Genomic DNA, 21,178 nt, shown 5'->3' on the forward strand with positions numbered 1-21,178 from the left:
TTCTAATGTCTAAAAGAAGTTCAACTTCTCTAGAAACGAAATTACATGTTGTACAGCGATGCTTTGAGCACAAATCAAATCCAAACTATGAAGCGAAACAGCTAGGGGTTAGCCAACACACAGTTACAGAATGGATAAGAAAATATAGAGCAGATGGTTTGGATGGGTTAAAGGAATCGAATACGTGTAAATCATACGCAAAGGAATTGAAGCTTGCTGCTATTAAAGATGTGTTGTCTGGTCATTGTTCTGTAGCAGAGGCGACCGAGAAGCACCGTATTTCGGATAGAAGTATTTTGAGGAAATGGATTTCCAAGTATACTAATGAGATAGAATTGAAACCTACTCGTAAAGGAAAAGGACTATCTCATATGAACAAAGGACGTAAAACAACTTTCGAAGAACGCATTGAAATTGCACAATATACAATCGCCAATGATTTGGATTATCAGAAAGCAATCGAAAAGTACGGTGTATCTTATCAGCAGGTGTACGCATGGGTTCGGAAATATCAAGCAGGCAGTGAAGATGCTCTCAAGGACAATCGTGGTCGCAAAAAGCCTGTAGAGGAACTAGATGAGCATGAACGTCTTAAGCTGCGGATCAAGGAATTAGAAGCTCGAAACGAATACCTAGAAATGGAGAATGCCCTCGCAAAAAAGTTGGCGGAGATCAAGCGACGAAATACACGCTAACCCTCGTTCGACAAATAAACTTGTATCAAGCGATTCAAGAACTGAACAAGGAAAAAGGTTACGCAATTACGAAGTTGTGTGCATTAGCAGGAGTTGCTCGATCTGCCTATTACAAGTGGTTAAAATGGGTGCCATCCGCCAGAGAACTTGAGAGTTATGCGCTAGCTAAAGAAGTGAGGCTTCGCTATGAAAAGCGAAAGGGCATACTTGGCTATCGCCAAATACGCACCCAATTAAACCGAAAGCTCAAGAAGAAGTACAATAAAAAGCGATATTATCGAATTATGCGTGCTTTTGGACTCAAAGCAATCATCCGCAAGAAACGACTGCACTATGTGAAAGCCCCCGAGATCCATGTAGCAGAAAATGTAATGAACCGTAACTTTGATGCCCACGCTCCGAATACAAAGTGGTGTACAGATGTGACAGAATTGAAGTATGGAAATGGTCGCAAAGCCTATTTAAGCGCTATTATTGATGTATACGATAACTTCATTGTTTCATGGGTATTAAGCCATTCCAATAACAATGAACTCGTGATGGATACGCTGAAGAAGGCTTACGAGAAGAATCCGGGTGTAACCCCGCTTCTCCAAAGCGACAGAGGCTTCCAGTACACATCTCATGAGTATAATCGACTCCATATAAAATACGGATTTATGAAAAGCATGTCTCGTGTGAGCCGCTGCTTGGACAACCAACCTATTGAACGTTTTTGGGGCACTTACAAATCAGAAAGCTATTATCTTACAAAGTATGATACCTATGAAGATGTCCTCAAAGATGTTAATGAGTACATTCGATATTATAACAACTACCGCTATACAGAGTGTTTGGGTGGCTTGTCACCTAACGAATACCGACGAGCTGGATAATGAAAAAACCTCAGCTCTGTTAAACCGAGCTGAGGAAAACAAACCAGCGATTTTTATTTTTTACACTGTCTACTTGACAGGGAGCACTTCATTTGGTGGCGCCGAAGGTTCCTTTATTTATATTTAATGATACGCAAAGCGATACTATTTTCGCCTTGCGTAGAGCAGTTCGAAGGCTGAGACGTTATTTTCCGACGTCTCAGCCCTTTTTTGAGGCGTTTTTACGTCTGAGACGTCGATTTTCTACGTCTCGGGACTATTTCACGCCTCGTGCAGGGCATTTCAGAGGCTGAGACGTCATTTTCCGACGTCTCAGCCTCTTTTCGAGGCGTTTTTGCGGCTGAGACGTCGATTTTCTACGTCTCGGGACTATTTCACGCCTCGGGCTGGGCATCCCAGAGGCTGAGACGTCATTTTTCGACGTCTCAGCCTTTTTTCGAGGCGTTTTTGCGGCTGAGACGTCGATTTTCTACGTCTCGGGACTATTTCACGCCTCGGGCTGGGCAGTTCGAAGGCTGAGACGTTATTTTCCGACGTCTCAGCCTTTTTTCGAGGCGTTTTTGCGGCTGAGACGTCGATTTTCGACGTCTCGGGACTATTTCACGCCTCGTGCAGGACATCCCAGAGGCTGGGACGTTATTTTTCCGACGTCTCAGCCTTTTTTCGAGGCGTTTTTGCGGCTGAGACGTCGATTTTCTACGTCTCGGAACTATTTCACGCCTCGGGCTGGACATCCCAGAGGCTGAGACGTTATTTTCCGACGTCTCAGCCTTTTTTCGAGGCGTTTTTGCGGCTGAGACGTCGATTTTCTACGTCTCGGGACTATTTCACGCCTCGGGCAGGACATCCCAGAGGCTGCCTATTGATTAGGCGCTTGCCTCATCATATAGCTTCAGGATGTCAGTAAACTCGCGAATGCGAACATCCGCATCCTTCAACTCATCAGAGTGACCGAAATCAGCATACGCGCAGCCGATCACCTTCAAACCATTTTTCTTGCCGGCCTCTACATCAGATGACCGATCGCCAACCATCCACGCCGACTCAATCTTATGCTCATCCAGCACCAGTCGAACCAGATCAACCTTCGAGGCTGTCTGACGTCCGCCTGCACTGTATAACTCATCGAATAAAGGCAGAATGCCATGGGCTTCTGAAACACCTTGAATATAAGGTTCCAAACCGTTGCTCGCAACGAACAGCTTGACTCCACGTTTACGCAGCTCAGTCAGCACTTCTACAACACCCGGATATAGCTCGGACCCAGGCTCGCGCAAGCCAGCCAGCTCTTCCTCAACTAACAATTCATCAGCGCGAGCGCGTGCAGCATCTGTTGCATCTGGAATAACTCTCTTCCATATCTCATCAAGCAGCATTCCCAGTGAGCCTAGCATCAGTTCCACGGGAGGAGTTGGAGCGTCATAGTACCCCTCTTCCCGCAGTCTGTTAAACACACGGTCATGCGCTGGAATAAGTAAAGTTTCCGTCTTGAATAAGGTACCATCCATATCAAAAATGATCGCTTGCGGTCTTTCCATATGCTTATCCCATCCTTTTATGCTAATAAGAAAATGCGAGAACAATTGAAACCATGCAAATTTTATACATTGTTCTTGTCTTCACATATATACACTATATCACAACACTGACAGGCATCGCCTTATTTAGACAATACTTTTACAATTCAACGCACTGTCTTCATTGGTATTTGCATATTGAACCTGTTACCATAGATTCATGCAGGGAAGTTTGCATATTTACATCATCATGGAGGCGGAAACAAGTTATGAAACAGATACAAGTCATTGTGATCGGCGCCGGTCCATGCGGATTGTCGGCAGCCATCGAACTGAAGAAGCAAGGTATAGAGACGCTGATTATTGAAAAAAAATGCCTTGTACACTCCATTTATCGATACCCCACCCATTTGCAATTTTTCAGTACGACAGAAATGCTTGAGATTGGCGATCTGCCATTTACATCTCCGAACGATAAGCCTTATCGGGATGAGGCGCTCGTCTACTATCGCAAAGCAGCTGAACGGTATGATCTGAACATCCGCTCCTACGAGGAAGTAACGGAAGTTCATAAGCGTGAAGATGGAATGTTTCATGTGAGCTCTATAACTCAAGCGGGTGAATCCTGTACATATGAAGCCAAATACGTCATTTTGGCTACCGGATATTTCGATCATCCGAATATGATCGGCATCCCGGGTGAAGATTCGCCGCATGTGACTCATTATTTTCAGGAAGCACACCCTTATGCGGATACGGATCTCGTCATCATAGGCGGAAACAATTCAGCGATCGATGCCGCACTGGAATGCATGCGAGTTGGCGCCCGTGTCACGATCGTATATCGCGGCGGTTCCTTATCCGCCAGCATTAAGCCGTGGGTGAGACCAATTTTCGAGAGCATGCTCAACAAGGGCTTGATCCGCATGGTATACGAATCCCGAGCAATCGCTATTCATCCGCACGAGGTCATCGTCGAGCATGCGGACATGGAAACCGAATCGATTCCTTGTCAATTCGTCCTGGCGTTGACGGGATTCCGTCCGGATCGCAAGATGCTCGAGCAGATTGGTGTCGAGCTGCAGGATGACCGCGAGAAGCCTGTATTCGCCCCCTCTACGATGCAGACGAATATCGAAGGGCTGTATGTGGCTGGCGTCATATCGTCAGGCCGTAACGCTAATGAGATCTTTATCGAAACAGGCCGCGGTCATGGTCGCATTATCGCAGACCATATTACCAGCCTTAGCGTATAGTTAAGCATAAATGATGCTTAGCATGACAAAAGGGCTGTCCTGCAGTAGATTCATCTACCGTAAGGACAGCCCTTCTTATGTGCGATCTGAATAATCGAATTAAGCGAAAGATAGCTTCGACTTGCGATTCTTGAAGTCAACCTCTTTATAATACATGTCGGCTACAAGCAGATTCGGCCCGCAGCACTTGGCTGCTGGACAATGACAATTGACCGATTGGCACACCGGATGATCGTCAAGCCATTACTCGAACACATCATCCAGCTTAGATTCATAGATGCTGCCGAATGACGGAATGTCCGCGAAGTCTGTTACATATACCTCGCCGTTAAACATATTAACATTTAGGCGATTGCGTCCATCCGGGTCATTCCGAACTGTGACATTCGGTTCATGATTCAGACGCTGAATCAGTTCCAGATCCTCGCTGCTGTCGTTACACGCATAGAACGGCAGCGTTCCAAACAGCATCCACATCTCTTTGTTGCGAACATCCAACAGATGATGAATGGATTGTCGCAGTTCATCCTTGCTAATGACAGGCAGATGTTTCGCAAATGAGCTCGGGTACATCGGATGCACTTCATGTCGCTGACAGCCCATCTCTTGGATCAGCTGATGAATAGTGCCGAGCTTATGATGTGTCCGGAAATTAATCATCGACTCGGCAGACACGAGTAGACCGCCTGCGGTGAGCTTGCGAGTATTCTCCATCATCTGCTCATACAGCTTCTGAGCCGCGCTTGGAGCAATGTCGTGCTTCGTATGTACGAACCCGACTTCATGAAAGTCCTGCGCATTCGCATAGTTGAACGAAATGTGCATCACGTCCAAATACGGCGCTATTGCCTCATAGCGCTTATAATCCAAGGTTACGTTCGAATTCAATTGGGAACGAACACCCCGGGAACGCGCATATTTCAGCAGCGGAATAATATAATCATTCACCGTCGCCATATGAAAGGTCGGCTCGCCGCCTGTAATGCTGATCGTCTCCAGATGCTCTACCTCATCCAGCCGCTTCAGCATCAGGTCAAGCGGCAGCAGATCCGGCTCACGCATAATAAGCGTATGACCTACCGCGCAGTGCTCGCACCGCATGTTGCATACTTGGGCGACAGTCATTTCAACGCTTGTTAATCGATGCCTGCCATATTGCTGCAGCGAGCGAATCGGATCCCACGGATCATATGCAGGGGATATCGCCTGCTCATGATTCATCATAATCTGATTTGCCGCCAAGTCCTGTTGCTTCTGTATACTCATCTCAATCACCTTACTTCATTCCATTTTATTCCTACTTCTTCATTCTTCAATCGTTCGACTAAGCAGCGTCACGCTCTAAATGGGATTTGAACCATCTCGGCGCCCACCAATTCGCTTTGCCGAGCAGCTTCATAAGCGCTGGGACGAGAAACACACGAATAAGAGTCGCGTCCAGGAATATGGAAGTCGCTAGACCAAGGCCTACCGCCTTCATCATCTCATTATCCGTAAATATGAATGCACCCACGACGACGATGAGGATGAACGCAGCACTCGTGATGATGCCGCCTGTCTTGATTAAGCCTTCCGCAGTACTATGTTCGTTGTCGCCCGTACGTTCATATTCCTCCGCTATGCGCGATAATAAGAATACCTCATAATCCATTGATATGCCAAATACCACGCAAAAAATGATAACAGGCAGCATCGCCACAACCATTCCAGTTGAGGTCACTTGGAATAGGTCGGCAAACACGCCGTACTGGAATACGAGCACAACGATACCTAAGCTTGCCCCCAGGCTTAACACATTCATCAACACCGCCTTCAACGGGAGCAGCACTGAACGAAAAGCGATAAACAGTACGATATAAGTCACTGCCAATATAAATAGGACGACATACGGCAGCGCATCTGTAATACGATCGATAATATCTAAGCGAAAGGCCGTCGCACCCGTCACATAGCTTTCGGTTGCGTCCATATCCATTTCGCGTAGCTCTCTAACGAGATTATACGCTTCATCGCTGTCAGGCTGCACAGTTGGAATCACCTGCAGCAGTACATACTCACCCTTAACCAAGTGCATCTGTTCCAGCTTTGCTTGCACGTTAGGGTTCTGCAACGCTAACGCCTTGGCTTCAGCACTCGGCAGCGCCTGCAGCGCTCCAAGATAGTTGTTCACACTCTTAACCGAATCCAAGCTCGCGATATCTGCCGCGATCTGCTTTACCTTGTTGACTGTATCTCCGTCAGAATACGGCTTGTCCATACGCAAGAGTACCTGCATCGCTTCCGTTTCACGCATATCGTACACTTCATTAATTAAGTCTGAACCGTAACGAGATTCGTACTTCGGCGGGAGCATCTCCGCATCTGGAATCCCAATCTTGATATCGGAAACCGGCCATGCGCAAGCAATAAACCCAACTGTCAGCAAAGAAGCAATGATGATCGGCCGCTTCATCACTGCATGAGCGATCTTGCCCCAGACTTTGCTGTCTTGTCCCATCTCTGCGTTGCCCTTACTCCGACGCCACTTCGTCGGAATGACAGGATAACGATTCACCTTATCTCCTAGCACACCGAGCATCGCTAATAGCATCGTATTGCTGACGATGACGGATATCGTTACAACCATCACGCCGCCCAGCGCCAATGATCGGAACAGGTTCAAGTCAATGAACGCCATGGCAATCAAGCCAATCAGCACGGCCACCCCGGAGAAAAATATCGATTGGCCCGCCTTCTGTGCCGTCATCGCGACCGCGCCTTGAACGTTCCCTTGCTTGTGTAATTCTTCTCGGAATCGGCTGACCATGAATAACGCATAATCGATCCCTACAGCGAGACCGAGCATCGAGATCAGGTTAGGCAAAAAGTTGCTGAGCGAGCTTGTCATCAATGCGATAAAATACACAAGACCCAGCGTAATCGTTACGCTCAACAAACCGACCAATAACGGCAGGAGACCTGCTATCCAAGTGCCGAATACGATCAGCAGCACGATGAGAGCAATGGGCAGTCCGATAATCTCAGACTTTACAATATCGCGTTTACTTGCTTCTTGCATATCGTAATAGATAGGCGTCGCGCCGCTTACATAAGTGCTCATGCCCTCTAGATCAGGAATAAGCGCACGTATAGACGGAAATTGATCAAGCGCAGCGTTTGTCTTTAGATTCATCTGGACTGAGATGACCAACACATCTGGCCTAACGTCCAGTCGTCCGGTCTCTTTAACCGCTATATCCATGACATAGGGCTGTTTATCCAAATCGGCAAGTGAGTCTAGAACTTTCTTCGTGGATTGTTCATCGGTGATCGTAGAACCGTCATCACTCTCATATACGATGTCCATCGAGGTTGACGGAATGTTCATGTTTTCAGTTAGCAGCTTCAGGCCGACGTCCGATTCGCTTCCTACCGGAGTGAAGCCATCATCTTTCAGCATAGAGGGAACTTGAACAGCAAATGCTGCCATGATCACAAATAAGACGATCCATAACGAAATTATGAATCGTCTATGTTTAAATACTCCATTTCCCCATCTCCAAAAGAAACCTTGCCTGTCTGTCTCACGCATTAGCGGCTCCTCCAGTAATTAAATCATCCTTCGAACCATAAATAATGATGTTTAGGCTAGTAGATAGATCAATGTCACGCAAATCTTGATATGGCTGTCCATAGGGGTCGAGTAACAGTCTAATTATAGGCCGTTGTGGGTATTGAGGATTGATCTGAGACACAACTCCTATTTCTCCAGTACTTAACTCAACGGTCATTCCTAATGGGTACACTGCGATTCGATCTCGAAACAACTGCAGCATATGCTGTTCATACAGAGTATTGGACCCCGTGTACAATATCTCTAACGCTTCATGCGGCATCATGGCAGTCCGATATACCCGATGGGTTGTCATCGCGTCATAGGAGTCGGCAATGGCTATCCATTTGGCGAATTCATGGATTTCTTTCGATTGAATACCGCGTGGATATCCTGATCCGTTCAATCGTTCATGATGCTGAAAAGCACAGTGTGCGGTGAGCAGTGGAATATTCGGAATATCCTTGAGAATGCGATAGCCGATCTCGGCATGGGTCTTCATGTGTTCGTATTCTTCTGTTGTTAGCCTGCCTGGCTTGTTCAATGTCTCCGCTTTGATCTGAGTCTTGCCTATATCGTGTAGAAGTGCCCCCATGGCTAAGGTCTTGAGATCTTCGCGATTATAGCCATAATGAATCCCGAACATGGTGGAATAGACACATACGTTCAGCGAATGTCTGTACACATAATAGTCTGTTGTCTGAATATCTCCCAGCATGACCATCGCTTCACTATTGGATGAAATATCGTCAATGATATTTTCCATAAGCTCCAAGAACGGTTTGCCTAGATTAGGCACAGTGCGCTTACGACTCGTCGAATCCGCCATCAACTGCTTAAACTCACGGCGAATCATCTTATTCGCAGCACGTCTTGTTTCATCGCTCAGCATATCTGGGGCGACAATACCTTCAGTACGCTCATCTTCAACATAGACACAGCTAATCCCCATAGATATGAGCCGATCGATATAAAGCTTGGACAGCTCCACTCCTTCTCCGAGCAGTACCATGCCTTCATCGTTATATATTTTTTTTGCTAATTTCATGCCGGCATGACATGAAGTTAATGGTATCCATCGCAAATCTCGTCAACCCCTGATGGTCGAAATTAAACCACGTATCATATGCAAACAACAATTATAATACCATTTTTCTGTATTTCATGCGACAAATTCGGCTGCTTCTAGCGACATAATCTGCGAAACTTCATCATTTCACAATAAACCACCAAAATAATCCTGCCAGTATAAAGCGATAGATTGCAAAGTATCTTAACTTAATACGTTGTAAATGATTCAAGAACATGACCACAACTCCATATGCGACGATAAACGACACAATAAATCCAAGTGCAAAGAAACCTAGTACATTCCATGTGAAATGTTGATAGCTATCCAAGAGCTCATAACCGCTTGCCAATATCATAATTGGAATCGCAATTAAAAATGAAAAATCAGCAGCAGCACGATAGCTAACTCCGCTTAGCATGCCTCCCGATATGGTTGATCCTGATCGAGAGAAGCCTGGCCATAATACGGACAATATTTGATATAGTCCGATCAGAAATGCCTGCTTATAGGTTATATCATCAAGTGTATTGGCACTAGGCCGCTTACGTTCTCCATACCATTCCGCGACCCACATGAATATGCCGCCTGCTGCTAATGCTGTTAACACAGTTTCAGCGCTGAACAGCTGCTTGATCCAGTCCTTCGCGAAAAATGCTACGATTAGCGCAGGTCCAATTCCAAGCGCCACATGTAATAGATTCAGACTGCGCTTCTCTTTGTTCCCTTGCTTCACGGATCGAATACCAATGCCAAGCATGTTCTGAATCCGCTCTCGATAGACAACGGTAATGGCTAAGATCGCCCCTAATTGTATGACAATTTCAAACGTTTTTAGCAGATCGCTCTGATCATCTACCCCCATTAATCTGGTGGTAAGTATCATATGACCTGTAGATGAAACAGGAATAAACTCTGTAATTCCTTCAACCACACCTAGCAGCACTGCTAATAGTATCGTTAACATATTACACTTCCCCTCGTCGTACATGCTTATAATGAATTGTATGAGCTAGGTCGAAGTACAAGCACCTCAAATAGCATTAAAAAATATGACATAATATTTAGTATTTAGACATTAATTGTTGTAAGCTATTGGTATTGTTGCTATGATTATCATACATGAAGTCAACTCTCAGTTAGGAATGGTGATCCAAATCATGCGGGTTCATATTTTACAAGTGAGAGATGGAGATATTGTTTTGAAGGATATATTCAATAACTTTGGGGTTAAGATTATATCTGCAGGCACTTGCTTGAAAGAACGGGATATAGATGTACTTCTTCGGCATCACATTGATATGGTAGAGATCATGGAACGTTTAAATCCTCAACTTAATATAGATGTGATAACTAACTCAACCTCTTCCCCGGGGATTTCAGAGACAGTTCCTGTGGATTCCGTACTCTTAGAGCCAGAACAATATGTGAATCCATCGATTAAGCAGTTCTATCCACAGTATCTTGAGGCAGTCAAGTTCACGAGCCATATGTTTGATCATGCGCTTCGCACGGGAACGATTAGTCATGAAGATGTAGAGAGTACGATTTCACCCATACTCGAACAGTTTAATGAGGAACGCGATGTCGTTTCCTTGCTGCTGCATCTCATTTCAGATGATGATTATATATGCCAGCATTCGCTTCAAGTCAGTATGCTGTCCTATTATTTAGCAGTATGGCTCGGTTATTCCGAGCAGGATGCACTTCGTATCGGCAGGGCTGGATACCTGCATGATATCGGCAAGAGTCAAATCGAACGCTCTATTCTTGATAAGCCTTCCAGCTTAAGCCATGAAGAGTTCGAACAAATTAAAGCGCATACAACAATTGGTCACCAGATCATAAGCTCCAGCTATAGCGACGAATGGCTCTCGATACCAGCGCTTCAGCATCATGAGCGAATTGATGGTTCGGGATATCCTCAAGGGCTTACTGGAGATCAGATCCATGATATATCCAAGATTGTCGCGATTGCAGATGTGTACAGCGCGATGATCTCTACGCGAGTATATCGTGAGAAACGAGACTTATTCAGTGTTCTGAATGAGATGTACTCTATGAGCTTCAACAAGCTTGATCCTAGAATGACGCATGTATTTATCCGTCAGATGCTGCCGAACTTCTTGCATAAACGAGTCAAGCTAAGCGATGGCCGTATGGGAACCATCATCATGAACCACAGTACGGAATTCTTCAAGCCTCTCGTGCAGATCAATCAAGAATTTATCGATCTGTCATTGGTCAGACAAGTAGAAATTGAGCATGTGTATATGTAGCCATCATATGAATTATTGATCCCTCTGGAAGCACCGTGCAATCGGTTATCCAGGGGGATTTGCATTTTGTACGCGCCATTTACTGTAAAAATCTAGAGCAAACAAAAAATACGTGTCTGAGTGAAGGGGCCACATAAGCGTGACCACCGCATCAGACACGTATTTATATATCGCTAGGAAAGCTGGAACCCCTCGCCTTACCAGGGTTAACCGATGCTTCCCTCCATTTCGAACTTGATCAATCTGTTCATCTCAACCGCATATTCCATCGGCAGTTCTTTCGTGAACGGTTCAATGAAGCCCATAACGATCATCTGAGTCGCTTCTGCTTCTGTCAGACCGCGGCTCATCAGGTAGAACAATTGATCTTCCGATACTTTGGATACCGTAGCTTCATGCTCCAACTGGATATTGTCGTTCATGATCTCATTGTATGGAATCGTATCTGAAGTTGATTCGTTATCTAAGATAAGCGTATCACACTTAATGTTGGACTTAGAGCCTTCAGAGTTGCGACCGAAGGAAGCCAGACCGCGGTACGTTACTTTACCGCCATGCTTGGAGATCGACTTCGACACGATCGTCGAAGTTGTATCCGGCGCCAGATGAATCATCTTCGCACCAGCGTCTTGATGCTGACCTTTGCCTGCTACTGCGATCGAAAGTACGGAGCCTTTCGCGCCGCGGCCTTTCAGCAATACTGCAGGATATTTCATCGTCAGCTTGGAACCGATGTTGCCGTCAACCCATTCCATGTTCGCATTCTCTTCACATACCGCACGCTTTGTCACAAGGTTGTAGATATTCGGTGCCCAGTTCTGGATCGTCGTATAGCGAACGCGAGCGTTCTTCTTCACGATAATCTCAACTACCGCGCTGTGAAGCGAGTTCGTGCTGTAGATCGGAGCTGTACAGCCTTCTACATAATGAACGAAGCTGTCTTCATCCGCGATGATCAGCGTACGCTCAAACTGTCCCATATTCTCGGAGTTGATGCGGAAATAAGCTTGCAGTGGAATTTCACACTTTACACCTTTAGGAACATAGATAAAGCTGCCGCCAGACCACACTGCGCTGTTCAGAGCCGCAAACTTGTTGTCTGTAAACGGAATTACAGTACCGAAGTGCTCGCGGAAGATCTCTGGGTGCTCACGAAGCGCGGTATCTGTATCCATAAAGATAACGCCTTGCTCTTCAAGCTCCTTCTGCATGCTATGGTATACAACCTCAGATTCATACTGAGCGGATACACCAGCCAAGAACTTCTGTTCCGCTTCAGGAATACCGAGCTTATCAAAGGTTTCCTTGATCTCAGCAGGAACCTCTTCCCATGTCTTACCTTGTTTCTCCGATGGACGAACATAATATTGAATATCGTTAAAGTCCAATTCATCCAGATCGCCGCCCCAACGCGGGAGAGGCATCTTGTTGAATTGACCCAATGATTTCAAACGGAAGTCAAGCATCCATTCTGGTTCATTCTTAATCTTCGAGATTTCCTTAACAATTTCAGGCGTCAGCCCTTTGCCTGATTGGAACACCGCTTGGTGATTGTCGCGGAAGCCATATTTATATTCTTCCATTTCCGGCCCATTAACTGCCATCACTGTCTACCTCCCTTTTCCGTCACTTGTCCTGCTCGCTGCTTTCTGGTTCGTCTGCACCTTTACGCAGCGCATTCCATGCAAGAGTTGCGCATTTGATGCGTGCCGGGAACTTGCATACACCGGACAACGCTTCTATATCTTCATATTCTTCAAATTCTACGTCTTCGCCCTTAACCATAGCAGAGAATCGATCTGCGATTTCTAACGCTTCTGTTAAGGACTTCCCTTTAACGGCTTCAGTCATCATAGAAGCACTCGCCATGCTGATCGAACAGCCCTCGCCTGTGAAACGAGCATCCTTTACCACATCGTCTTCTACCTGCAGCTGCAAGGATATACGATCACCGCATGTAGGATTGTTCAAGTTGATCGTTACCGCGTCCGCGTCAAACGTTCCCCGGTTACGCGGTCTCTTATAGTGGTCCATGATGACTCTGCGGTATAAATCATCCAATTGCATCGCTGAAATACTCCTTTGTTTCGACTAACGCTCTCACGAGCGCGTCGATATCTTCTTCTGTATTGTACAAGTAGAAGCTTGCTCTTGCTGTCGAGCTGACTTCCAGCCATCTCATCAACGGCTGGCAGCAGTGATGACCCGCGCGTATAGCAACGCCTTTCGAATCCAATACAGTAGCTACGTCATGCGGATGAACATCATCCAGATTAAAGGTGACTAGACCCGCACGTTCCTGCTCAGGTCCGTATATCGTAATTCCATTGATCATCGATAATTTATCATATGCATAGGCAGCCAAGGCTTGCTCATGCTGATGAATCGTATCCAACCCAATTTCCTGCAGGAAATCGATCGCGGCACTTAATCCTACAGCACCTGCGATCAGCGGTGTTCCGCCTTCGAATCGGCTAGGCGCATCCTTCCATGTAGAATCATATAGATCTACAAAGTCGATCATCTCGCCGCCATACTCGATCGGCTCCATGTTGTTCAGCAGCGCCTTCTTCCCATATAATGCGCCGATACCAGTTGGAGCACACATTTTGTGACCGGAAAATGCGAAGAAGTCGCAGTTCAAATCTTGAACATCCACCTTCATGTGCGGCGTGCTCTGAGCACCGTCCACTACCATTACGGCTCCATGACGATGTGCGATCTCCCCGATCTCCTTAACAGGATTCTCTTGTCCGAGGACATTCGAAACGTGTACGACGGAAACGACCTTTGTACGGTCGGTAATCGTCGCTTCCACATCTGCCAATGAGATCGAGCCGTCATCCTGCATAGGGATATACTTGAGCGTAGCCCCTGTTGCTTTCGCAGCCTGTTGCCAAGGAATCAAATTGCTGTGATGCTCCATCTCAGTAATGACGATCTCATCGCCTTCCTTGCATACAGAGCGAGCATATGATGAAGCAACAAGGTTCAACGCTGTCGTCGTTCCTCGAGTAAACACGATTTCCTCAGCGCTCTTCGCATTGAGGAATCGAGCCACCTTGTCACGCGCGCCTTCGTAAGCGTCCGTCGCACGTGACCCTAGGGTGTGTACGCCGCGATGAACGTTAGCATTATCCCACTCATAATACTTCTTCACAGCTTCAATCACACGGATTGGCTTCTGCGATGTAGCCGCGCTGTCCAAGTATACTAACGGGTATCCATTTACGTTCTGATTTAATATCGGAAATTGCTCACGAAGCTCGCGTCCGATCATTGTCCTAACTTCCTTTCGATGTAACGTCTTAGGAGCGCCTGCAATTGTTCGTTAGGCACATCTGATACGACCGGCGCCAAGAATCCGCGAATGATCAGATTCTCCGCATCCGAGCGGGATATACCGCGCGACATCATATAATAAACTTGTTCTTGATTCACTTGTCCTGCGGAAGCTGCATGACCTGCCTTAACATCATCTTCGTCGATCAGAAGGATCGGGTTAGCGTCGCCGCGCGCCTTAGGGCTGAGCATCAAGACACGCTCTGTCTGCTGGCCGTTTGCTTTCGTCGCGCCTTTCTCAATCTTCGAAATACCGTTGATAATAGCAGATGCAGATTCACGCATTACTGCGCGGGTAATCATCTGGCTCTCAGAGCTCTTGCCGAAGTGAACAGCTTTCGTCGTAATGTTGAGCTTCTGCTCGCCACTACCTACACATATAACCTTCGCATCCGAGTTAGAACCATTGCCCTGCAGGATAGAAGTCGTCTCCGAGACGGCATTGCCATCATGCATTTCGCCAACGATCCATTCGATCTGACCGTCTTGTTCCAATATGGCACGGCGGAATGAGATATCTACCGTTTCCTTGTTCAGATGGTGAATAGAAGCATAAGTCACTTTAGCGCCCGGCTTCACGAATACTTCAACGATACCATTGTGTACCGCTGGAGCAGCTTCGGAAGAAGAGATGTAGTTATCTACATAGTTTACACGGCTGTTTGCTTCAGCAACGATCAATACGTGCGGTGCAAATGTCGCTGCCGCATCCTCGTGATAGAACATAGCCTGCACTGGAATATCCAGCTCCACATTTTTAGGAACATACAAGAATGCTCCGCCGTTCCACAATGCCGCATGAAGTGCAGCCAATTGATGCTCATCAGCTTTAATAGCTTGCATCAGATACGGCTTAACCAGTTCCTCATGCTCACGCGCAGCTGTTTCCAGATCCGTAAAGATGACGCCCTTGTCTTTCAACTCTTGCTGCAATTGTTTATATGAAACACCTGAATTGTGTTGTACGAGCACATTGTGAACTTCTTCTGCCTCAGCGCTTTGCAATACTTCAAGCACTACAGCAGGAAGCTCCTTGAAGCTTGCTGCCGTTTGAACTTCTGCAGGTCGTCCGTATGCTGACAAGTTCCAACGATCAATCTTCGTTTTTTCTAATTTAGGCAAACCCAATGTTGCTGCTTTCTCCAACGCTTGCACACGAAGCTCGGCTAACCATGCCGGTTCGTTCTTGCTGCGGGAGAGAGCCGCGACCGCTTCACGGTCTACGGGCAATACAGTTTCGGTACTCATCGGTCTATCGCTCCTCCTGTCATTCGTTCGTTACTGCGACTATTCTTCTTGGCCTACCGTTTCATCTTCAATACCGAGCTCTTCCTTAACCCAGTCATAGCCTTCAGCTTCAAGGCGCTCAGCAAGCTCAGGTCCGCCGGATTTAACGATGCGGCCTTGCATCATAACGTGTACGAAGTCAGGCTTGATGTAGCTCAGCAAACGCTGATAGTGAGTAATGATCAAGAACCCGCGATCTTCACTGCGCATAGCGTTAACGCCGTTCGCAACAATCTTCAATGCGTCGATATCAAGACCGGAGTCGATCTCGTCCAATATAACGACCTTCGGCTCAAGCATCATCATCTGCAAGATCTCGTTGCGCTTCTTCTCACCGCCGGAGAAGCCTTCATTCAGATAACGGTGAGCAAACTCTTGGTTCATATCCAGTTCCTTCATCTTGCCTTCCATCTGGCGGATGAACTTAATCAGGGAGATCTCATTGCCTTCACCGCGGCGAGCGTTGATCGCACTGCGCATAAAGTCGGAGTTCGTAACACCTGCAATCTCGCTTGGATACTGCATAGCTAGGAACAGTCCTGCGCGAGCGCGCTCGTCTACAGCCATCTCAAGCACATCTTCACCATTGAGAGATACGCTGCCTTCTGTAACTTCATATTTAGGATGACCCATCAGAGCAGATGCGAGTGTACTCTTACCTGTACCGTTCGGTCCCATGATCGCGTGCACTTCGCCGCCCTTAACTTCGATATTGATACCTTTGAGAATTTCTTTACCTTCGATGGTCGCTTTCAAACCATCTACGACGAATTGAGTTGCCATGTGTGATGTACCTCCAAATGTTCATGGTTTATTTTTTAAAGTAAAGAGCTTATAACCCATGCGAGTCAGCTCGAACTTTTCTATAAAATTTATCACATTGTATTTATTATAAAATGATTCTCAATGATTCTCAATACAATTTTAAATCTTTCCTATGTTCTTTTCAACTTTCGAGTGCAATAAAACACTTTTAACCACGTCTTATGCATGATTCACACCACAAATTACCTTAAGATAACCAGTCATACGCCCATTTCCGATTGAATTCGTGACTTTACTAATGTCATTGACATAGTCTAATGAAATAGATTGGGAGGAGAGAAGCATCTATGCCCAATTACCGTATCATCGTTGATCTATCAGATCGGATGCTGTACCTGTTGGATAATGATACCGTAGTGCGTGGATATCCAGTTGGAATCGGGAAAATGCTGACGGCAACACCTGCAGGCCAATATGCGATCATTAACAAGGCTCCTAATCCTGGCGGTCCGTTCGGTGCGTTCTGGATGGGATTATCCAGGCCGCATTATGGCATTCATGGAACCAATAATCCATCTTCCATCGGTCATGAGGTATCACACGGGTGCATTCGAATGTACAATGCCGACGTGCTGCAGCTTGCCAGTCTGGTGCCTATCGGTACCAAAGTTACCATCAGGCCTTAAGATCATAATAAAAGACGCATTCCAACATGAGTGCTGGATGCGTCTTTTCTAGGTTGAGTTAGTTGATTATTTCACAGATTGAATGTCGCACTCTTATCCTAGATAAGCGCTAAGCATCCATACATGCTTTTCAAGATCAGCAGACATGCTCACGAACATATCCGCAGTCACTTTGTCACCAAGGTTGTCCGCTTCGTTGCTCGCAGCACCGAATTCATTCACAAGCTGATTGAAGTCAGCAATTAACTGCTTCAACATCTGCTCAGAAGATTCATTTCCTGCCGCTTCCTGAATAGTTGCATGTGCAACATACTCTTTCAGAGTAGCATAAGGTTGGCCGCCGATCGTCAGCAGGCGTTCTGCAACTTCATCCATCTTTGCAGTCATTTCATCGTACAGCTCTTCGAATTTCTCATGAAGTGTGAAGAAATTAGATCCTTTCACGAACCAGTGGTAGTTGTGAAGCTTCACATACATCATATTCAAGTTTGCTACTTGTTGATTCAATTGTGTTTGAAGTCCTGCTTTAGTCATGATAATTTCCTCCTAAGTATATGTCTGAATTAAGTTGTTAACTAAATAATATTTCCTTGTTGATAATTATTCTAAACTAATAATTATTATATAACAAGTCTTTTTCATGAAATAAATTCAGGTTATTTCTGACATTTCCACTTGATAACAATCCAAATGATGATGCAGCACATATCACTGGACCACATTCTACATATGAACATAATCCCAATTGTACATCCACCTACTAATTGTAACGCATGTCCTCATTTCGCCAATGATATTAATTACACCAACCATCTTCATGTAAAAATTAACATCATGTATCCGTATATCCGCACTACCTCATGTAGGCTTCGCCAAAGTACCCTGCGATATACAAAAGGCCGGTTCAAACGAAGTTGAACCGACCTTAAACTTTTGTGTTGTTGATTATAGCATCTTCAACAAGGCATCACGCCCTATCATTCCCGCTGTTATCCCACGGTTTTCCGCTTCATGGGTGACCGACTCTAATGGCGCATGAAGGAGCTGCTCTAGAGTCTTGACTCCAACAGCACGACCTGCAATAATCTGACGTTCCTTCAGTCGATCATTCAGCAGTCCGACATCCAGTGCGCCGCACATGATGTACCCTTTATCTGTCGATATCGACAGCAGTGTCGTTTTCGGCAGCAGCACTTCTACCCCGATCACGGTATGTCCCTCAATCTCAATTGGAATAATATTAACCAATGCATACCCTCCTTGCTTATGATCTGCCGTATATGTGTATGCATTGGCGTAATATTTCGTGATAACCGACATGACGAAGCAAACCCGCAGTCCCATTAAGGAACAGCGGGTTTCGTATGATATGTCTAATGAACTTGAGTACTGAGCATCGCTTCAATCTTGTTGACTGGAAGCGGCGGGCTGAAATAGTATCCCTGCAGCTCATCGCAAGCATGCTCTTGAAGAAACTCAACTTGATCCTTATTCTCGACGCCTTCCGCAATAACCTGCAAATTCATCTTATGGCCCATCGCGATAATCGCTGACACGATGGCGGCATCATTCGGATCCTGCTCAAGATCTCTCACGAATGAACGATCAATCTTCAAACGGTTAATCGGAAAGTTTTTCAAATAAAGTAGAGAACTATACCCTGTTCCGAAATCGTCGATGCTTATCGTTACGCCCATACGCTTCAAATCTTTCATCACGCGCAGTGCGCGAGAAACATCCATCGTCATCGTTTCGGTAATCTCCAGATCCAAATACTGCGGCTTTAATCCAGTTACCGTGAGCGCATGCTCAACGACCTTGATCAGATCATGCTGCTCGAATTGTCGAACGGATAGATTAACCGATACAGGTATATGCGGCAGCCCTTCCGACTGCCATTGCTTGTTCTGTCGACATGCTTCTTGAATGACCCATTCGCCAAGTGGAACAATAAATCCATTCTCCTCAGCTAACGGGATAAACTCTGCAGGCGGTACCATTCCCCGCTCTGGGTGATTCCAGCGTACCAACGCCTCAACGCCGACAATCTGCTTCGTGTCCAACTCCACCTGTGGCTGGTAATACAATTCAAACTGGCCGTCTTGCAGTCCGTTCAGCATCTCATGTTCAAGTGTGATCCGTTCCAATGAAGGTGTATCCATATCCGGCGAAAAGAACAGGTAGCTGTTCTTGCCGCGCTGCTTAACCATCGCTAACGCCGCGTCAGCCCGCTTCATGAATAACGTGACATTATCATCAGGAGCAATATGTATTCGTTCCGATACTACGCCGATACTCAATGTAACGTGCACAGGTATGTCATCAAGCACAAACGGCTCTTGCATGACCGCAAGCAATTGCTCGACACGTCCTGCCACTTCCTCCTCTGTTGAGGTGTAGCTCATAAAGCAAGCAAATTCATCACTGTCCATGCGGGCTAGGAAATCATTGTCTGTCATCGATCGAAGCAACCGATCCGCAATCTGCATCAGCAGCATATCACCAAAATCAGAACCGAAGGTGTCGTTGATTCGCTTGAATCGATCAAGATCCATATAGAGCACCGCAATTGAAAAATGTTCCTTCCTGGCGCTGTTGATCGACTCCTCCAGCTTCTGAATAAACATCCTGCGATTAGGCAGACCCGTCATATCATCATAATAAGACATATAATGAATCTTCTCAGCCATATGGCGAGAGGTCGAATTATCCTGCATATAGACCATGATGAGCTCAGAATCCACGCATTGACGAAATGGTGACGGTATCACTCCTGCATGCCAATCCTGACGAAAACCCAGAGAATGATAGCTGGTCAGCTCAACTTGCTTAGGCATTCCATCTTCCGTTACTTGCTGCAAGGTTGATAGCAGCGCATGCACCGATCGTTCTTCAAAGAGCGTTGTCACGACGGGATCAGCTTGTTCCGCTGAGAATCCGCTCTTGTCACGAAAGACAGCATTGAGGATCACGATCTCCCCTTGCCTTGTCATCAGCAGTGTCGGAAGAGGCATCTTGTCCATATATTTTTCCCAGAAATGGATATCTTGATCGAGCTCAGTATGGTGCTTAGAAGCAGCAAGACTTCGCTCTATTATGATGCCATAACCTATTAGCACTAGCGTAAACAGAATTAATACTGTACGAAGCCATCCGTCAGCCAACAGGCACAATACCAGGCTGAACGTTACAATGATTCCTAACATAATTCTCGTCCAATATCTAGGCAGTATGTGCTCTGCATTCCATTGCAGTTCAGATAGTTGCACTCCATCCATGGGTTTCAAACGCATCTCTACCTCCAGGCTTCGAATTTACGCTGTTAAGCAGGTCGCTTAGCAGCCAATGCAAGCATCACCCAGCCTGCTATGAAAGCAACGCCTCCAATCGGCGTGATAGCTCCGAGTATTCCGAGGCCAGTGAAGCACAATAGATATAGGCTTCCAGAAAAAATAATAATCCCGATCCATATTAACCTTGCCGCCCACAGAACCTTCGTCTGATCCTTTAATCGATCGGCCAGCAGCGCAATTAACAGCAGCGCAAGCGCATGAGCCATATGATACTGCACTGCTGTTTCATAAGTAGCCATACGCTCAGCTGTCAACATATCTTGCAAAATATGCGCGCCAAAAGCACCCAATGCGACAGATAAACCCGCATTAATACTTCCAATCAAGGTATAACGATGTAGCATACTGTCAGCTCCTTATTATATATATATAGGTAATTATAACTACAAAACAATTCTATCTTATACGATCTTATAGGCATATTCTAGATGAAACATAATGATTTGTGCAACAATGCTGGGA

At 46.0% G+C, this 21,178-nt stretch carries 18 protein-coding genes and 1 pseudogene; 5 read left to right on the top strand and 14 right to left on the bottom strand.

Annotated features, from left to right (window positions below):
- Window positions 1-5: 5 nt before the first annotated feature.
- Together ACXX53_RS01795 and ACXX53_RS01800 are read left to right on the top strand one after the other, a co-directional pair.
- Complete coding sequence (locus ACXX53_RS01795) at window positions 6-695, top strand: transposase (RefSeq protein ID WP_458566882.1); 690 nt, start codon at window positions 6-8, stop codon at window positions 693-695.
- Window positions 696-715: 20 nt separating this feature from the next.
- Window positions 716-1,570 (top strand): IS3 family transposase, encoded by an 855-nt coding sequence (locus ACXX53_RS01800; protein WP_458566883.1) that lies wholly within the window; start codon window positions 716-718, stop codon window positions 1,568-1,570.
- A gap of 866 nt (window positions 1,571-2,436) precedes the next feature.
- On the opposite strand, the gene ACXX53_RS01805 is transcribed toward ACXX53_RS01800, so the two are convergent.
- The gene (locus tag ACXX53_RS01805) at window positions 2,437-3,108 is read right to left on the bottom strand and encodes an HAD family hydrolase (RefSeq protein WP_458566884.1); all 672 of its coding nucleotides are present in this window, start codon (window positions 3,106-3,108) and stop codon (window positions 2,437-2,439) included.
- Window positions 3,109-3,356: 248 nt separating this feature from the next.
- Between ACXX53_RS01805 and ACXX53_RS01810 the strand changes: the two genes are divergently transcribed.
- Complete coding sequence (locus ACXX53_RS01810) at window positions 3,357-4,343, top strand: YpdA family putative bacillithiol disulfide reductase (RefSeq protein ID WP_458566885.1); 987 nt, start codon at window positions 3,357-3,359, stop codon at window positions 4,341-4,343.
- A 99-nt stretch (window positions 4,344-4,442) separates the two neighbouring features.
- On the opposite strand, the pseudogene yfkAB reads toward ACXX53_RS01810, so the two are convergent.
- From yfkAB to ACXX53_RS01830, 4 genes and pseudogenes are all read right to left on the bottom strand, one after another.
- Window positions 4,443-5,567 (bottom strand): annotated as a pseudogene (gene yfkAB / locus ACXX53_RS01815) (radical SAM/CxCxxxxC motif protein YfkAB).
- Window positions 5,568-5,667: 100 nt separating this feature from the next.
- Complete coding sequence (locus tag ACXX53_RS01820; protein WP_458566886.1) at window positions 5,668-7,914, bottom strand: MMPL family transporter; 2,247 nt, start codon at window positions 7,912-7,914, stop codon at window positions 5,668-5,670.
- On the bottom strand, window positions 7,907-8,983 hold the full coding sequence (locus ACXX53_RS01825; RefSeq protein ID WP_458566887.1) for an HD-GYP domain-containing protein: 1,077 nt from the start codon (window positions 8,981-8,983) through the stop codon (window positions 7,907-7,909). The genes ACXX53_RS01820 and ACXX53_RS01825 overlap by 8 nt, the downstream gene beginning before the upstream one ends.
- Before the next feature lie 163 nt (window positions 8,984-9,146).
- Complete coding sequence (locus tag ACXX53_RS01830) at window positions 9,147-9,971, bottom strand: undecaprenyl-diphosphate phosphatase (RefSeq protein WP_458566888.1); 825 nt, start codon at window positions 9,969-9,971, stop codon at window positions 9,147-9,149.
- Window positions 9,972-10,113: 142 nt separating this feature from the next.
- Here ACXX53_RS01830 and ACXX53_RS01835 point away from each other — a divergent pair, with 142 nt between their 5' ends.
- A complete protein-coding gene (locus ACXX53_RS01835) occupies window positions 10,114-11,283 on the top strand; it encodes an HD-GYP domain-containing protein (RefSeq protein WP_458566889.1) in 1,170 nt (389 codons plus the stop codon).
- Between the two features lie 206 nt (window positions 11,284-11,489).
- Here the strand turns inward: ACXX53_RS01835 and sufB are convergent, their stop codons facing one another.
- The 5 genes from sufB to sufC are packed head-to-tail and all read right to left on the bottom strand — an operon-like array spanning window position 11,490 to window position 16,695.
- Window positions 11,490-12,887 carry a Fe-S cluster assembly protein SufB gene (gene sufB / locus ACXX53_RS01840; RefSeq protein ID WP_458566890.1) on the bottom strand — a complete coding sequence of 466 codons (1,398 nt, stop codon included), beginning with the start codon at window positions 12,885-12,887 and terminating at the stop codon, window positions 11,490-11,492.
- A 22-nt stretch (window positions 12,888-12,909) separates the two neighbouring features.
- Complete coding sequence (gene sufU / locus ACXX53_RS01845) at window positions 12,910-13,350, bottom strand: Fe-S cluster assembly sulfur transfer protein SufU (RefSeq protein WP_458566891.1); 441 nt, start codon at window positions 13,348-13,350, stop codon at window positions 12,910-12,912.
- Entirely contained in the window at window positions 13,337-14,563 is a 1,227-nt protein-coding gene (locus ACXX53_RS01850) for a cysteine desulfurase (RefSeq protein WP_458566892.1), read from the bottom strand. Before ACXX53_RS01850 ends, sufU begins: the two co-directional genes overlap by 14 nt.
- The gene (sufD, locus tag ACXX53_RS01855) at window positions 14,560-15,873 is read right to left on the bottom strand and encodes a Fe-S cluster assembly protein SufD (protein ID WP_458566893.1); all 1,314 of its coding nucleotides are present in this window, start codon (window positions 15,871-15,873) and stop codon (window positions 14,560-14,562) included. Before sufD ends, ACXX53_RS01850 begins: the two co-directional genes overlap by 4 nt.
- A 39-nt stretch (window positions 15,874-15,912) precedes the next feature.
- Window positions 15,913-16,695: a Fe-S cluster assembly ATPase SufC gene (sufC, locus tag ACXX53_RS01860; protein ID WP_458566894.1), complete on the bottom strand. Its 783-nt coding sequence runs from the start codon at window positions 16,693-16,695 to the stop codon at window positions 15,913-15,915.
- Window positions 16,696-17,024: 329 nt separating this feature from the next.
- On the opposite strand from sufC, the gene ACXX53_RS01865 reads away from it, so the two are divergent.
- A complete protein-coding gene (locus tag ACXX53_RS01865; RefSeq protein ID WP_458566895.1) occupies window positions 17,025-17,363 on the top strand; it encodes a L,D-transpeptidase in 339 nt (112 codons plus the stop codon).
- 93 nt (window positions 17,364-17,456) lie between these two features.
- Here the strand turns inward: ACXX53_RS01865 and ACXX53_RS01870 are convergent, their stop codons facing one another.
- From ACXX53_RS01870 to ACXX53_RS01885, 4 genes are all read right to left on the bottom strand, one after another.
- A complete protein-coding gene (locus ACXX53_RS01870) occupies window positions 17,457-17,897 on the bottom strand; it encodes a Dps family protein (protein WP_458566896.1) in 441 nt (146 codons plus the stop codon).
- 411 nt (window positions 17,898-18,308) lie between these two features.
- Complete coding sequence (locus tag ACXX53_RS01875) at window positions 18,309-18,611, bottom strand: YunC family protein (protein WP_458566897.1); 303 nt, start codon at window positions 18,609-18,611, stop codon at window positions 18,309-18,311.
- A gap of 125 nt (window positions 18,612-18,736) precedes the next feature.
- A complete protein-coding gene (locus tag ACXX53_RS01880; RefSeq protein ID WP_458566898.1) occupies window positions 18,737-20,656 on the bottom strand; it encodes a putative bifunctional diguanylate cyclase/phosphodiesterase in 1,920 nt (639 codons plus the stop codon).
- 29 nt (window positions 20,657-20,685) lie between these two features.
- Window positions 20,686-21,060 carry a DUF423 domain-containing protein gene (locus ACXX53_RS01885; protein WP_458566899.1) on the bottom strand — a complete coding sequence of 125 codons (375 nt, stop codon included), beginning with the start codon at window positions 21,058-21,060 and terminating at the stop codon, window positions 20,686-20,688.
- Window positions 21,061-21,178: the final 118 nt, after the last annotated feature.

It is taken from the genome of Paenibacillus marinisediminis (assembly GCF_054343325.1).

Excerpts from the sequence above, each read along its gene's own strand:
- sufC (WP_458566894.1), bottom strand. The coding sequence starts at position 16,695 with ATGGCAACTCAATTCGTCGTAGATGGTTTGAAAGCGACCATCGAAGGT.
- ACXX53_RS01885 (WP_458566899.1), bottom strand. The coding sequence starts at position 21,060 with ATGCTACATCGTTATACCTTGATTGGAAGTATTAATGCGGGTTTATCT.
- ACXX53_RS01830 (WP_458566888.1), bottom strand. The coding sequence starts at position 9,971 with ATGTTAACGATACTATTAGCAGTGCTGCTAGGTGTGGTTGAAGGAATT.
- ACXX53_RS01835 (WP_458566889.1), top strand. The coding sequence starts at position 10,114 with ATGATTATCATACATGAAGTCAACTCTCAGTTAGGAATGGTGATCCAA.
- ACXX53_RS01880 (WP_458566898.1), bottom strand. The coding sequence starts at position 20,656 with ATGCGTTTGAAACCCATGGATGGAGTGCAACTATCTGAACTGCAATGG.
- ACXX53_RS01805 (WP_458566884.1), bottom strand. The coding sequence starts at position 3,108 with ATGGAAAGACCGCAAGCGATCATTTTTGATATGGATGGTACCTTATTC.
- ACXX53_RS01810 (WP_458566885.1), top strand. The coding sequence starts at position 3,357 with ATGAAACAGATACAAGTCATTGTGATCGGCGCCGGTCCATGCGGATTG.
- ACXX53_RS01850 (WP_458566892.1), bottom strand. The coding sequence starts at position 14,563 with ATGATCGGACGCGAGCTTCGTGAGCAATTTCCGATATTAAATCAGAAC.
- sufU (WP_458566891.1), bottom strand. The coding sequence starts at position 13,350 with ATGCAATTGGATGATTTATACCGCAGAGTCATCATGGACCACTATAAG.
- ACXX53_RS01865 (WP_458566895.1), top strand. The coding sequence starts at position 17,025 with ATGCCCAATTACCGTATCATCGTTGATCTATCAGATCGGATGCTGTAC.
- ACXX53_RS01825 (WP_458566887.1), bottom strand. The coding sequence starts at position 8,983 with ATGAAATTAGCAAAAAAAATATATAACGATGAAGGCATGGTACTGCTC.
- sufB (WP_458566890.1), bottom strand. The coding sequence starts at position 12,887 with ATGGCAGTTAATGGGCCGGAAATGGAAGAATATAAATATGGCTTCCGC.
- ACXX53_RS01870 (WP_458566896.1), bottom strand. The coding sequence starts at position 17,897 with ATGACTAAAGCAGGACTTCAAACACAATTGAATCAACAAGTAGCAAAC.
- ACXX53_RS01795 (WP_458566882.1), top strand. The coding sequence starts at position 6 with ATGTCTAAAAGAAGTTCAACTTCTCTAGAAACGAAATTACATGTTGTA.
- ACXX53_RS01820 (WP_458566886.1), bottom strand. The coding sequence starts at position 7,914 with ATGCGTGAGACAGACAGGCAAGGTTTCTTTTGGAGATGGGGAAATGGA.
- sufD (WP_458566893.1), bottom strand. The coding sequence starts at position 15,873 with ATGAGTACCGAAACTGTATTGCCCGTAGACCGTGAAGCGGTCGCGGCT.